Genomic DNA, 13,403 nt, shown 5'->3' on the forward strand with positions numbered 1-13,403 from the left:
TCGCGAAAGCGGTGGGTCAGTTGGTGAAGATGTTGGATGTAACGCCGTCTTCGCGAGCAAGCCCGCTCCCACAGTGGTTTCGAGGCGTTCCAGGGATCGGGATCCACCGCCGACCTTTGTGGGAGCGAGCCTGCTCGCGATAACGGTGTATCAGGTCCGAACAACTACCCGCGCAACTGCGCCGGACTGATGCCAAGGCGTTGCTTGAACAGCGTGGTCATGTGCGCCTGGGAGTTGAAGCCACAGGTGTGTGCGATGTCGGTCAGCCGGGCGGTTGAGTCACGCATCAATGCTCGTGCCTTGGCGAGGCGCCGGTCGATCAGGTAGCTGTGCGGGCTTTTGCCCGTCGCCTGCTTGAAGGCTCGGATGAAATAACCCTCGGACAAGCCAAGCAGCCCCGCCATGGCCTGGACCCCCACCGGGCTGTCGAGACTGGCGTCGATGAAGTCGTCGAGCAGGCGCATCCGGCCGTCCGTGATGGAGCCTTGAGGGCGTGACGAAAACGCTTTGTGGTCTTTCACGCGTTCAGCCAAACCGTGCGCCCAGGCTTCCCAATCGTCCTCTGCGGTGGCACGCAACAGCGCGCTGCGCATTCTCAACGCAAGGGCGATGGCCTGCGGGTCAATGCGATTGTTGAAGGCATGCGTCCCCGGTAACTCCATACCGTCGATGCGCACGACCCGCAGGTATTCACCGCCGGCAGGAGATTCGGAGAACACGTCGCATCCGACGGGAACGAATGCCAGGCCGTTGGGCAACGCGTCAAACGGCCGGACCCGGTCGCTGCCGATGGCGTGCAGGCCGCGTTGGCTGTCGAAGGCAAAGCCGATTGCCGACTGGGTCGCGACATAGCGGGTTGCGTAGGCGCAGCCGGGCAGCAACTCGATCGCCCAGGGGCCGGCCTCGATACGACGGACCGGTTCAGGTGGGGGCAGCGGTTGGCGGTTTCGCGGGCTCATGAACAGCATAGTAGTGAAGAGCGGGCCCGAAAGTCAGGTCAGTTTTCTGAAAGCCCGTCGATGGCGCGCTGATTAGACTGGGCAAAAACCTGGAGACCCATCATGCACACACTGAGCCGCGACGACATCGAACAGGCTGCCCGCCATCTCTATCAATTCATGCCCGCCACTGCCCAATACGCTTGGCCGTTGCTGGCTGAACGGTTGGGTTGCACCGTGTGGGTCAAGCACGAGAATCACACCCCGACCGGGGCCTTCAAGGCGCGCGGTGGGCTGACTTTCATGCATTGGCTCAAGCGCGAACACCCGGAGGCAAAAGGCATCGTCACGGCGACTCGCGGCAATCACGGCCAGAGCCTGGCGCTGGCGGCCACTGCCTTGGGTTTGAAAGCGCTGATTGTCGTGCCGCAAGGCAACTCGCTGGAGAAGAACAACGCCATGCGTGGCTTTGGCGGCGAGGTGGTCGAGTATGGCCGCGATTTCGATGAGGCCCGCGAAGAGGCCGTACGCCTGGCCCACGCCCAGGGACTTTACCTGGTGCCGCCGTTTCATCCCGAATTGGTCAAGGGTGTGGCGACCTATGGGCTTGAGCTGTTTAAGGCGGTGCCGGACCTGGATACGGTCTACGTGCCGATAGGCTGCGGATCGGGGATTTGCGCAGTCATCGCCGCCCGCGATGCCTTGGGCCTGAAAACCCAAGTGGTGGGCGTCGTGTCCACCGAAGCCGACGCGGCGAAGTCGTCCTTTGAAACGGGAAGACTTTGCGAAACCCCTTCGGCCAATACCTTTGCCGACGGACTGGCCGTGCGCAAACCCATTCCCGAGGCCTTTGCTCTCTACGGAGCCGCTGCGGCGCGGATCGTAGCAGTCAGCGACGCTGAAATTGCCGAGGCCATGCGGGTGTATTACACCGACACCCACAACCTCGCCGAAGGTGCAGGCGCCGCGGCCCTGGCAGCGCTCATGCAGGAGCGTGAAGCGATGTCGGGGAAAAAAGTGGGGGTGATTCTGACCGGAGGGAATATCGATCGGCCGGTGTATGCCAAGTTGATTGGTTGAACAGGATCAGAGCGGCTGTATGCGTTGCATGCATCACAATCCCCTGTGAGAGCGAGCCTGCTCGCGATAGCGGCGGGTCAGCTTGCGGGGATGGTGACTGTGCCGCCATCTTCGCGAGCAAGCTCGCTCCCACAGTGGTTCCGAGGCGTTGAAGAAATCGGAATCCACCGCCGATCTTTGTGGGAGCGAGCCTGCTCGCGATAGCGGCGGGTCAGTTTGCACTGGGATGGATTATGCCGCTTCTGCCGCCATCGCCGCCCGGACGCTGGGCCGTGCCGCGATTCGGGCCATGAACGACGCCAGTACCGGCCAGTCGTCGATCGCGATATTGAACAACGGCAACCAAGTCAAAACGGTGAACAGGTACGCGTCGGCCAGGCCGAAGCGGCCCATCAGGTAATCCTGTTGCTCAAGGGCCTGGCTGAGGTAGTCCAGGCGCTTGAACAGCTTTGCCTTGAAGATCGCCTTGGTTGACTCGGCGATATCGGCATTGAACAGCGGGGCACAGCCGCTATGGATCTCGGTGCTGATGAAGTTCAACCATTCCTGCAGACGAACTCGCTCCCAAGTGCCATTGGCCGGCGCAAGTGTATTCCCAGGGACCCGATCGGCCAGATACTGGACGATGGCGGGCCCCTCGGTCAGGACCTCACCGTTATCCAGCACCAAGGCGGCCACGTAACCCTTGGGGTTGATGCCAAGGAAGTCGCGTCCGTCGGCGGTGCGCTTGGTCTTGTTGTCGACCCGGATCAATTCAAAGGGCAAGCCCAATTCCCGCAACACGATGTGCGGGGACAACGAGCAGGTCAGGGGTGCGAAGTACAGTTTCATGATTTCCTCAAGGATGGGGGGACATGCCGGCAGAATCCGTGAAGGCCGGAACATTTTCAAAGGACATCTTCAGTGCTAGCTTATGACAAAATCTCATGAGCATGCCCCCCATCATGGCCGACAGAATCCCATCCTTGAACGGCCTGAAAGCCTTCGAATCGGCAGCTCGACACATGAGCTTTACCAAGGCTGCCGATGAGCTGAACGTCACCCAGACAGCGATCAGTCATCAAATTCGCCGGCTCGAAGAGGAGCTGGGTGTGCGCTTGTTCTTGCGGCTCAAGGACGGTTTGGCCCTGACAAACGAAGGCCAGGCCTATTTCCCCGGCGTTCGTTCGGCCTTCCATGAGTTGCGCTATTGCACGGAGATGTTGCTGGAGAGCCGCAACAACAGTGTCTTGACGATCAGTACGCTGGTTTCATTTGCCTCCAAATGGCTGCTGCCGCGGCTGGCGTCGTTCCAGCAGGCGTGTCCCACTGTCGATGTGCGCGTCACGGCGTCCACTGAACGGGTGGATTTGCGCAAGGGCGGCATCGATGCGGCCATCCGTTACGGTGTCGGCGACTGGAAGGGCGTGCGTGCCGACTGGCTGATGGCCGATGACATCTTCCCGGTGTGCAGCCCCAGGTTGCTGCACGGTCCGACCGCGTTGCGGACCCCGGACGACCTGGCCCAGCACACGTTGTTGCAAATCAGCGGGGTGACCAGCGGCGATTGGAGCGCGTGGCTGAGCGCCGCCGGCCAACCCACAAAACTGGCCGAAGGCAGCCGGCTGACATTCGACCTGGCCATGATGGCCGTACAGGCAGCGGTGGACGGCCTGGGCGTGTGCATCGGTCGCTCAACCTATGTCGAGGATGACCTGAGGGCTGGACGACTGGTTGCACCCTTTGACCTGCGATTGAGGTCCGACCTGGGCTTCTATTTCGTCACCCCCCATGAACTGGCCGATTCGCCAAAAGTGCAGGCCTTTAGAAGTTGGTTGATGGATTCGGTGGGTTTTGGCGCCGAAACATAATTACGCCGTACCGTTCAGCCCCCAGCCAACCCGCCGATATGAATAGAAGGTCCGGTTACTTTCTGGGTTCACCGAGGGTACGTCATGTTTAATAAAACACTAAAAAACGAACTGACGGCTAGGACGGCCGAATTGACAACCTACAAAGGACTGGTCGGCGCCCTTGAACGGTCGATGGCGGTTATCGAATTCAGTCCCGATGGCAAGGTGCTGCGGGCGAACGAGAATTTTCTGAAAACCATGGGCTATCGTGCGGAGCAACTGACCAGCCTGTCCCATCGGGACTTCTGCACCCCGGCGCTGGCGGGCAGCGCCGAATACCGTGAATTCTGGAACCAGTTGCGCGCCGGTCAATTCGTTTCCGGCACGTTTCAACGCCGCAGCGCGTCAGGCCAGAACGTGTGGCTGGAAGCCAGCTATAACCCGGTACTCGATGAACAAGGCCGCGTCGCGAAAGTGGTCAAGTACGCACTCGATGTGACTGTCAAAGTGGCCACTGAGGCCGAAACCCGTGGCCGGCTGGCGGCCCTCGACCGGGCCATGGCAGTGATCGAATTCGACCTGGGCGGCAATATCCTGACCGCCAACGACAACTTCATGAATGTGATGAATTACTCACTGGCTGAGCTCAAGGGCAAGCACCACCGGATGTTTTGTGAACCGAGCCTGGTGGGCAGCTCGGAGTACAGTGATTTCTGGCGTCGTCTCAACGCCGGTGAGTTTTTCAGCGGTCAATTCAAGCGTATCGGCAAGAACGGCAAAGTCGTCTGGCTGGAAGCCAGCTACAACCCGGTCTACGACGCCGAAGGCAAGCTGTGCAAGATCGTGAAGTTCGCCAGTGACATCACCGAGCGGGTGGAAAAATTCGAAGAGGATTCGCGCGGCGCGTCCCGGGCTTACCACATCTCCGCCGAGACCGAGCGCGTGGCTGAACAGGGCGCTCTGGTGATCCATCAGACCGCCAAGGAAATGCGCGAAATCGCCGACAACATCGGCGCCTCCGCGCGCCTGGTTGGGCAGCTGGGGGCGCGTTCGGAAGAGATCACGGCCATCGTCAACACCATTCGCGGCATTGCCGACCAGACCAACCTGCTGGCCCTCAACGCGGCCATCGAGGCGGCACGAGCCGGCGATCAGGGGAGGGGCTTCGCGGTGGTGGCCGATGAGGTCCGGCAACTGGCCGGGCGCACCAGTCGCTCCACGTCGGAGATTGCCGAAATGATCGGTATGATCCTCTCCGAAACCCGCGATGCCGTCGCGAGCATGAACGTCACCCATGAGGGCGCCTTGCGTGGCGTCACCCTGGCAGACCAGGCCGGATCGGTCATCGTGCAGATCAGGAACGGAACCACCGATGCCCTCGATGCGGTGAGTATGTTTGCGTCCAAGCTCGACGAGTCCGAGGTGATTCCCAAGACGGCTATCGGCTGGGTGGGTTGAGGTGAGCTGAGTCCGCGCCCCTGCGATCCATGCGCTTGACGAGCTCGAGCAATACCGCTCGCAGCTCCGGCGGTCGCACGGGCTTGGCCAGCACCGAGATGTTCAGGCTGTGCAGCGATTGGCGTATCCGCTCGATCTCATGCCCGGTGATGACCAACGCCGGGACTTGCCAGCCGCGCTGCTCGCGTATCGCGGCAATGCACTCGGCGCCCGAGACTTTCGTGCCCAGGTCGAAATCGGCGATGACAATGTCGCCATCGCTGGTCAGCCCCTCGCCGTCGCTGTGGGTTTCAACCTCGCAACCCCATTTTTCCAGAAGTGCCGACGTCGCCATCAGAACGTTGGCGTCGTCCTCTACCAAGCACACCCGTAATCCGTCCAGGCGATTCTGGACGGGCGCCACCTTGGGCTCCATGGCCCTTGGCGCCGCCAGCTCCAGGCCGCTGATCGCCACCTGGGTGCCTTGGCCGACCTTGGAGCGGATGTGTATATCGACGTCGAGTATCTGGCTGATGCGCTTGACGATGGACAGGCCCAGGCCAAGGCCCTCGACATCCTTGTCGCGGACATGGCGCACGCGGTAGAACTCCTTGAACACTTCGGGCAAATGTTCGGCGGCGATGCCACGGCCCTTGTCGTAGATCACCACGGCCAGGCGCTTGCCCCGGCGCCGTACGCCAATCAACACCGGCTGGCCAGGCGCGTATTTGAGGGCGTTGGACAGCAGGTTCTGGACCATTGTGGTCAGCATGCCTGGATTGACATTGACCCAAAAAGGGCTGGCGCGCAGGCGCAGTTCGACCCCGGCCCAGCGAGCCGCCTCGGTGTTCTGCTTGACCACTTCCTGCAATAGAGTCCCTAAGTGAATGGTGTCGGCCTGCGGTACGAGCTTGCCGTGGTCCAGGGTGTAGATATCGAGGATCGAGCGGAACAACTGCGAGACGGTGTGCAGCGAGCGGTCGATATTGTCCACTAGCCGCAGTTCTTCCATGCCCAGCCTGGCGTCACGCAGGCAGGCGGTGAACAGGCCGATGGAGTGGATCGGTTGGCGCAGGTCGTGGCTGGCCTGGGCGAGGAAGCGCGACTTCTCCTGGTTCGCGGCAATCGCCTCTTCCGAAGCGATACGGGTGCGGGTCAGCAGGATATGCGCATAGGCAGGCACCACGATGGTGGTGACGATCAGCATGAGGAACATGTAGGGCTGGGTACGCCAGAAGGGCTGAAGGCAGAAAATCAGCACCAGGGTCGCCAGGGCGATAGCGGTTGCCAGCGCCAGGTAGCGCGAGCCGAAGCGCATGCCATTGCCCAAGGTTACCCAGAGCAGTGCGGCGTAGATCGGCAGTGCAGTTTCACCTCCCAGCACCATGGCGAACGCGATGCCTGTGTAGTCATGCAGCATCGTGAACAGGCGTCGCCAGAAGAAGTGTCCCGGCCAGCGCTTGATGATCATGCGCAGGAACACCGAGACGAAAATGAACGTGCCGATGTAAATAATGATGGGCACGTAGCTGGCGGCGTCTTCTGGATACAGGCCGGCCAGGATGACGATGTACAAGAGCGCACAGGCGCTGACAGTCAGGCGTAACGTGGCTTGGTCGAGTTCGCTGTTCTTTTCCACCGGCTTTGGCATCTCATGACTTCTGATGCCTCCAAGCGTAGCCGCTAGCCTGGATGAAAGTTGGGGACAGGCTGGACGCTGTCCCCAACGGATGGAGCCATTGCGTCAGTAGACCCTGTAGTACTTCACGACGTCGTCGACGAAATAGATGGTCAATACCGAACCCTGGGTCTGGCTTTGGCCTGTTTTCGTGCCGGTCACGCTGCTGACGTCGTTGGCCACGGTTTGTGCCTTCGCCAGTTGTGCCGAGGTTTCATACATCTTCAGGCTCGTTTCGGTCGACACGTACTTATGGGCCAGCTTCATATACTTATCGAGGCCCTCATCATTCTTTTCATAGGTCCAGTTCGACTCGTTGCTGGTACTGGTCGAATTGAGTTCTTCGTTGGTCGGCGCACCGAACATCTGCGTGATCTGGCCTTTGGTCGTCTTGCCCGGGATGATCGTTTGCTTGAGGTAGGTGACGTCGTATTTTTGGCTTCCCTGATTCAGGGTATTCATCAACTTACCCAAGTCGCCGGTGTTTGCACAGCCGTTGAGTACGCCCGCCAGCACGCACAGTGCCAATCCATTTCTAAGTGTTTTTCCATATACAAAGGACATGATGACTTTCCTTGAGTTGATGTCAGGACCCTTCCACTTCAACCGGGTAGACGGTGAAGTTGATCCAGCACTGCGCCGCCGATCGATTTATTTAATCCACAGGCTTGGCACGCCGTAACTTTTCAATAGGCACAGTGATACGGCACGGCGTAGGTATGGCGCGTTGGTTTTGTTTTATGTTTGGCTGTTCGAGCCGCTTTTTTCGGAGCGTCTTCAGCTTAGGGGGGGAGTACGGGGCGAAGCTATAGTACAAGTGTGCTATGGCCTTGGCGGCGGGCGGAGAGGATAACGCTTAATGATTATTCGCGACGTCACACGTTCATGTCTCTGGCTTGCCCAACCATCCGCCATCGCCTGGAACGTTGGGAAATTGCGCAGCAGCCGCGGCACGTGTGGGAACACCCAGGGATTTGAGCAGGCTTGAGACATGGATGCGTACCGTGAAGGGGGAAATGCCCAGCTCCCGGGCTATTTCCTTGTTGGTCTTGCCGGCGGCGATCAACCCAAGCACTTGTCGCTGACGAGCGGTCAGTTGCGAAAGTGCATCATCGAGGATGGCATTTTCCGCCTGATACTTGACCACTACTTCGCCTTCGCGAATCGCCATGATGGCGTCGGCGATATCGGCGGGGTCGATATTCTTGCCGATGAAACCGTCGGCACCCAGCGCCATTACCTGGGAAATAACATCCCTGTCATCCACCATCGAAACCACAATGATCGAGGTGCGTTTGAACTCATGCCGCAACTGGCTTATGACCTGCAGCGATTTAATACCGGGGAAGCGCAAATCCAGCACCAAGGAGTCCACTTCCACGCCGGACCGCGCCAGAGCCAGCACTTCGTCCAGATTACCAGCTTGTTCTATGGTGGCCGTCGGCAGAAGCCGTTCGATGGTTCTCAACATACCTTCACGAAACAAAGGATGGTCATCGGCCACAATAACTCGGCAGGTCATGCTTCAGATCCTTCTGACTTCAAGTTCGCGCATCGTAACCTAAACTGCCCCCTTGGGTTTCAAGTTTGAAACAACTTTCATGTTGGAATAATCCTTTGAATATGACGGAAAAGAATAGCGAGCTTGATCAGGCGACGTTGAGGTTGACGGTGGGTGCCTGCACCGCGCTCTACATCATTGTGGTGGCCTGTCTGGCCAGTGATTTCGAAACCTATGTACCGATCCTGTGGTACATGGCCTTTTTCTTTGGTGCCGCGGTCCCGCTGCGGATGGCGATCAAGCGTTGGCCCGGGCACTTTTTCCTGCGTCGTCTTTTTGCGATGACCCTGGATTACGCAAGTCTCGCCTTCGCCTTGATCGTGGGTGGGGAGGGCCTGCTACCGGTGTACGCTGCATTGCTCTGGGTCACGTTGGGCAATGGCATGCGTTTCGGCTCGCGCTACCTGGCGCTGGCAACCGCTATCGCGCTGTCGACCCTGGTGGTGATTTTCCTGCTCACGCCGTTCTGGCGTGGCCAGCCCTACCTGTTCCTGATGCTGATCGTCACCACCATCGTGGTGCCTGCCTACGCGCATATCCTGCTGACCCGTACCCGTATCGCTTCGGAAGAGGCGATTGCCGCGAACCAGGAAAAATCCCGCTTCCTGGCCCAGGCCAGCCATGACTTGCGCCAGCCGATTCACTCGATCGGTTTGTTTACCGCTTGCCTGCGCGATGCCCGGCTGGGCCAGGAAGAGTTGCGACTGGTAGACAATATCGACCGCTCGTTGCACATCGTGTCGCAGCTGTTTCGTTCGATCCTGGACATCTACACCCTCGATAACGGCCAGCTTGAGCCGCAGGCCGAACCCGTGCACCTGGGCACGTTGCTCCAGGACGTGGTCAAGCAGAACACCGAAGCTGCCCGCTGGGCCGGTGTCGAGTTGCGCCTGCGGCCTTGCCGTTACTGGGTCAACGTCAATGCCGGGCTGTTGGCGACCATGGTGCAGAATCTGGTCTCCAATACGCTCAAATACGCCCCCGGCCAGCCGGTGTTGATCGGCGTGCGTCCCAGAGGCCGTGGCGTCGCCATTGTCATTTACGACAAGGGCCGGGGCATTGCCGCCGAGCATCTGCCCGAGGTGTTCAAGGAGTTTTATCGGGTACGCCACGTCCGGGACAAGGACGTCGAAGGGCTGGGCCTGGGGTTGTCCATCGTCAAGCGCATCAGCCAGTTGATCAACCTGGAGATCCGGTTGGACTCCCGGCTGGGCAAGGGGACACGCGCGATGATCCAGGGGCTGGAAACGGTCGCGCCAAGGGTTGTGGCGCACAGGCCGGTGCCCACGCAAGGCCGTTTGCAAGGTTTGCGGGTGTGCCTGGTAGAGGATGACGCCAACGTGCTGATGGCGACGTCCGCGCTATTGGAAAAATGGGGCTGCGAAGTGGAAACCCACAGCGACGGGGTCGGCGTGACCAGTGACTGCGACATCATCATTGCCGACTTCGACCTGGGTACGAAGGTCTCCGGCTCCGAATGCATCGCCGCGATTCGCGAACAACGGGGCTGGGAAGTCCCCGCCATGATCATGACCGGCCATGAAATCGAAAGAATTCGTCATTCGTTGCACCACATGAACATTTCAATCCTGGCCAAGCCCGTGCGACCTCCGGAGTTGCGGGTGACCCTGCTCGAATTGACCAAGCATTTCGCCACTGTCGGGACCTGAGCCCACCCTTCCATTTTATGAAACGGTGGATTGCAGTTTGTGCGTATTCCTGCGCAGCCGCTTTGGGCAGAAGATGGCTCCAGCCACTTGCACGCCTGTGCAGAAGGTGGCGGAGAATCCCTAACCCTAGGGCACTGGCGCAGGCATTCATCCTGCGAGTGCGAGGAGTCGCAGATGGACGAAGTCGTGAAAGCCAAAACCTCGCCCTGGCACGAAGGCGAGCTGACCTTGCAGCGCTCCGTCGGGGCCGTCGACATGATGGCCAGTGTCGGTCAACGGCAACTGGCCCGCATGTGGATGCCGGACCAGCACCGGGCGTTCTACGCCCAGTTGCCTTTCGTGGTGCTGGGTGCGGTGGATCGCCAGGGCGATGTCTGGGCGACCCTGCGCGCAGGACAACCGGGCTTCATGAACTCGCCCGATCCGCAGACCCTGCACATCAACCTCGAGCCCGAGCCGAACGACCCGGCCCAGGAAGGCATGGGCGAGGGCGATGCCATCGGCATGCTGGGGATCGAATTGCACACCCGGCGACGTAATCGCATGAACGGCGTGGTGCGCCGTCAGCTTGCCCCAGGGCTGGAGATTGCCGTGAGCCAGGCCTATGGCAACTGCCCTCGCTACATCAATCTGCGCCAGTATCAATTGGTCGATGCGCAGGCTGTCGCGCCGCGTCAATTGACCGTCTCGGACCCGCTGGTGCGGCGCCTGGTGACGGCGGCCGATTCGTTTTATATCGCCACCTATGTGGTGCGTGACGGCGAGCGGCAGGTCGATGCCTCTCATCGCGGCGGCAAGCCGGGGTTCGTGCGCATGGACGAAGACGGATCGCTGACCATTCCGGATTTTTCCGGCAACCTGTTTTTCAACACCCTGGGCAATATCCTGCTCAACCCACGGGCCGGGCTGGTGTTCGTCGATTTCCAGAGCGGCGATCTGCTGCAAATGAGCGGCGCGGCACAAGTGCTGCTGGACGATCCCGAGATCAGTGCCTTCCAGGGCGCCGAGCGGCTGCTGCGCTTCACGCCGCAGCGCATCGTCCATCGCCCGGCCGCCATCGCGCTGCGTTGGAAGGACCAGGACGAGGGCGACTCGCCCAATTCATTGATGACCGGCAGTTGGGAGCAGGTCGCCGAGCGCTTGCAGGCCGAGGCGCTGCGCAGCCGTTGGCGTTCGTTGCAAGTCGTGCGGGTGGCGGACGAGAGCCCCGACATTCGCTCGTTCTACCTACAGGCGAACGATGGCTTGGGTTTGCCCCGGTTTGAAGCCGGGCAACATGTGCCGGTGCGGATTCTGTTAGAGGGGCAGCAAGCCCCGTCGATCCGGACCTATAGCGTCTCCAGCGCGCCGTCGGATGACTTCCTGCGCATCAGCGTCAAGCGCGATGGATCGGTGTCGTCCCATCTGCATGAGCAGGTGCGGGCGCTGCACGAGATCGAAGCGCGGGCGCCCCAGGGCCACTTCACGGTCCAGCCCACCGAGCGCCGTCCGTTGGTGTTGCTGGCGGCGGGGGTGGGCATCACGCCGTTGTTGTCGATGTTGCGCGAGGTGGTTTACCAGGGGCAACGCATCAGCCGCATGCGCCCGGTCTGGCTGGTGCAAAGCGCCCGCTCGGTGGCCGACCTGGCGTTTCGTGAAGAGATCGACGAGCTGGCCACCCGTGCCGGCGACAAGCTGCAAGTGCTGCGCATGGTCAGCCAACCGCCCACCGAGGCGGGGGCAGGTGATGGCTACGACCTGGCGGGGCGGATCGATGTGGAACTGCTCAAGCGGCTGTTGCCGCTCAACGACTACGACTTCTATCTGTGCGGGCCGGGCAGCTTTACCCAGGCGCTGTATGACGGGCTGCGTAAATTGCGCATCCCTGACGACCGCATCCATGCGGAAACCTTCGGGCCGTCCACCCTTGTGCGGGATATCGAAGTCAGTGTCCCGGCGCCCCAGCAAGTACCGGCCGCGAGCGAGGCGGTGAAGGTCTTGTTCGCCAGTTCCGGCAAGGAAGCTCGCTGGGAGCCGGGCAGTGGAACGCTGCTGGAGCTGGCCGAAGCGCGCGGCCTGACTCCGGAATTCAGTTGCCGCGGCGGTTCCTGCGGCACCTGCAAAACCCGCTTGAGCCGCGGCCAGGTGCATTACCTGAGCCAGCCGGCCGAGCCGGTGGGCGAAGGTGAAGTGCTGATCTGCTGCGCCGTGCCGGCCCAAGGGAGCGAGCCGTTGGTGCTTGAGGTCTAGATCCCTCGCCGCACGCGCCCTGGCGCTTCACCATAGATGTCCTTGAATTTCTTGCTGAACGCCGCTTGGGATTGGTAGCCGACCTGGACGGCAATATCGCTCAGTCCCAGGTGCGAGTGGCTGAGCAGACTGAAGGCCAACTCCATTCGCACTTGCGTCAACAGCACCCACGGCGAGATGCCGGCCACCTTGACGAAGGCGCGCATGAAGTTGGCTCTCGACATGCTGGCGATGTCCGCCAGGCCTTGAATGGTCCACTCATGCGCAGGGTCCGCCAGCATCGCCTGCCAGGCCCGGCCCAGGCGCTTGTCGCCGAGCAGCGCCAGCGAGCCGCTGCCCTGGCCCTGGCTGGCCAGATGCGCACGCAGAATCAGGGTGAACAGGGCCTGGGACAAGGCATCGAGCAGGAAGCGAGCGCCGGGCTGGTTCCCATCCGCTTCCCCGCGCATGACCTTCACCAACGCCGGCAACGGTCCGTTGGCCGGTAATGCGCCGCTGGGAATCACCAAATATTCGGGCAAGGCGCTGAACAGCAACGAAGCCCGGTTGAAATGAAAGCCGCCGCACAGCATGTCCAGCTCCACGCTGGCACCGCCAATGCGATGAATCGGCAAGGTGCCGCCGGTCACGATCTGGGGCGAGCTTGGCGTTACCGTTTTCCCGGAGCTGTGCATGAGGTGCGCGGCGCCCCGCGGCAGCAGAAGGATGTCACCGGCGCGCATGGGCAAGCGCTGTCCATCGGCCAGTTCGACGCGGCATTCGCCGGCCAGGACGATGTGATAGGGCGCCGTGCCCAACGCTTGTTCTTCATGCTCCAAGGCCCAATCGCCTTGGAACTGACAACGCAGGTCCAAGCTACCGCGTATGTTGGCCAGGTTGATGAGTGTATCGATCGCATTCATTGAGCGTTTCGCTAAAAAAACTGAGCGGATAGAGCAAAACCGAGTGGTGCCAGGGTGAAAAACTAAGGGCGTCAAA

The 13,403-nt window shown here is 60.8% G+C and carries 11 protein-coding genes; 5 read left to right on the plus strand and 6 right to left on the minus strand.

What is annotated here, in order from left to right; genetic code table 11:
- Window positions 1-164 precede the first annotated feature (164 nt).
- Window positions 165-968 carry an AraC family transcriptional regulator gene (locus tag J3361_RS02345; protein WP_207962090.1) on the minus strand — a complete coding sequence of 268 codons (804 nt, stop codon included), beginning with the start codon at window positions 966-968 and terminating at the stop codon, window positions 165-167.
- A gap of 93 nt (window positions 969-1,061) precedes the next feature.
- Here J3361_RS02345 and J3361_RS02350 point away from each other — a divergent pair, with 93 nt between their 5' ends.
- Window positions 1,062-2,018: a threonine dehydratase gene (locus J3361_RS02350; RefSeq protein WP_207962092.1), complete on the plus strand. Its 957-nt coding sequence runs from the start codon at window positions 1,062-1,064 to the stop codon at window positions 2,016-2,018.
- A gap of 231 nt (window positions 2,019-2,249) precedes the next feature.
- On the opposite strand, the gene gstA is transcribed toward J3361_RS02350, so the two are convergent.
- Window positions 2,250-2,849: a glutathione transferase GstA gene (gene gstA / locus J3361_RS02355; RefSeq protein ID WP_207962094.1), complete on the minus strand. Its 600-nt coding sequence runs from the start codon at window positions 2,847-2,849 to the stop codon at window positions 2,250-2,252.
- A 113-nt stretch (window positions 2,850-2,962) separates the two neighbouring features.
- On the opposite strand from gstA, the gene J3361_RS02360 reads away from it, so the two are divergent.
- Window positions 2,963-3,868 carry a transcriptional regulator GcvA gene (locus J3361_RS02360; RefSeq protein WP_207962389.1) on the plus strand — a complete coding sequence of 302 codons (906 nt, stop codon included), beginning with the start codon at window positions 2,963-2,965 and terminating at the stop codon, window positions 3,866-3,868.
- Between the two features lie 84 nt (window positions 3,869-3,952).
- Window positions 3,953-5,308, plus strand: coding sequence for a PAS domain-containing methyl-accepting chemotaxis protein (locus J3361_RS02365; protein ID WP_207962096.1), 1,356 nt, complete (start codon window positions 3,953-3,955; stop codon window positions 5,306-5,308).
- Here the strand turns inward: J3361_RS02365 and J3361_RS02370 are convergent.
- From J3361_RS02370 to J3361_RS02380, 3 genes are all read right to left on the minus strand, one after another.
- Entirely contained in the window at window positions 5,289-6,938 is a 1,650-nt protein-coding gene (locus tag J3361_RS02370) for a hybrid sensor histidine kinase/response regulator (protein ID WP_207962098.1), read from the minus strand. The two genes, J3361_RS02365 and J3361_RS02370, sit on opposite strands and share 20 nt — an antisense overlap.
- 93 nt (window positions 6,939-7,031) lie before the next feature.
- Window positions 7,032-7,529 (minus strand): hypothetical protein, encoded by a 498-nt coding sequence (locus J3361_RS02375; protein WP_207962100.1) that lies wholly within the window; start codon window positions 7,527-7,529, stop codon window positions 7,032-7,034.
- A 319-nt stretch (window positions 7,530-7,848) separates the two neighbouring features.
- Entirely contained in the window at window positions 7,849-8,487 is a 639-nt protein-coding gene (locus J3361_RS02380; protein WP_207962109.1) for a response regulator transcription factor, read from the minus strand.
- 101 nt (window positions 8,488-8,588) lie between these two features.
- On the opposite strand from J3361_RS02380, the gene J3361_RS02385 reads away from it, so the two are divergent.
- A complete protein-coding gene (locus J3361_RS02385) occupies window positions 8,589-10,196 on the plus strand; it encodes a hybrid sensor histidine kinase/response regulator (protein WP_207962391.1) in 1,608 nt (535 codons plus the stop codon).
- A 174-nt stretch (window positions 10,197-10,370) separates the two neighbouring features.
- Window positions 10,371-12,425: a pyridoxamine 5'-phosphate oxidase family protein gene (locus J3361_RS02390; protein WP_207962115.1), complete on the plus strand. Its 2,055-nt coding sequence runs from the start codon at window positions 10,371-10,373 to the stop codon at window positions 12,423-12,425.
- Here J3361_RS02390 and J3361_RS02395 read toward each other — a convergent pair.
- On the minus strand, window positions 12,422-13,327 hold the full coding sequence (locus J3361_RS02395; RefSeq protein WP_207962117.1) for an AraC family transcriptional regulator: 906 nt from the start codon (window positions 13,325-13,327) through the stop codon (window positions 12,422-12,424). The genes J3361_RS02390 and J3361_RS02395 overlap by 4 nt on opposite strands.
- Window positions 13,328-13,403 lie beyond the last annotated feature (76 nt).

Origin of the sequence: Pseudomonas sp. OA65 (assembly GCF_017498305.1) — a bacterium.
GTDB classification, from domain to species: Bacteria; Pseudomonadota; Gammaproteobacteria; order Pseudomonadales; family Pseudomonadaceae; genus Aquipseudomonas; species Aquipseudomonas zanjanensis.

Bases quoted from the DNA above. Each gene is read 5' to 3' on its own strand.
- J3361_RS02390 (WP_207962115.1), top strand. From the start codon at position 10,371: ATGGACGAAGTCGTGAAAGCCAAAACCTCGCCCTGGCACGAAGGCGAG.
- gstA (WP_207962094.1), bottom strand. From the start codon at position 2,849: ATGAAACTGTACTTCGCACCCCTGACCTGCTCGTTGTCCCCGCACATC.
- J3361_RS02375 (WP_207962100.1), bottom strand. From the start codon at position 7,529: ATGTCCTTTGTATATGGAAAAACACTTAGAAATGGATTGGCACTGTGC.
- J3361_RS02380 (WP_207962109.1), bottom strand. From the start codon at position 8,487: ATGACCTGCCGAGTTATTGTGGCCGATGACCATCCTTTGTTTCGTGAA.
- J3361_RS02350 (WP_207962092.1), top strand. From the start codon at position 1,062: ATGCACACACTGAGCCGCGACGACATCGAACAGGCTGCCCGCCATCTC.
- J3361_RS02345 (WP_207962090.1), bottom strand. From the start codon at position 968: ATGCTGTTCATGAGCCCGCGAAACCGCCAACCGCTGCCCCCACCTGAA.
- J3361_RS02365 (WP_207962096.1), top strand. From the start codon at position 3,953: ATGTTTAATAAAACACTAAAAAACGAACTGACGGCTAGGACGGCCGAA.
- J3361_RS02360 (WP_207962389.1), top strand. From the start codon at position 2,963: ATGGCCGACAGAATCCCATCCTTGAACGGCCTGAAAGCCTTCGAATCG.
- J3361_RS02370 (WP_207962098.1), bottom strand. From the start codon at position 6,938: ATGCCAAAGCCGGTGGAAAAGAACAGCGAACTCGACCAAGCCACGTTA.
- J3361_RS02395 (WP_207962117.1), bottom strand. From the start codon at position 13,327: ATGAATGCGATCGATACACTCATCAACCTGGCCAACATACGCGGTAGC.
- J3361_RS02385 (WP_207962391.1), top strand. From the start codon at position 8,589: ATGACGGAAAAGAATAGCGAGCTTGATCAGGCGACGTTGAGGTTGACG.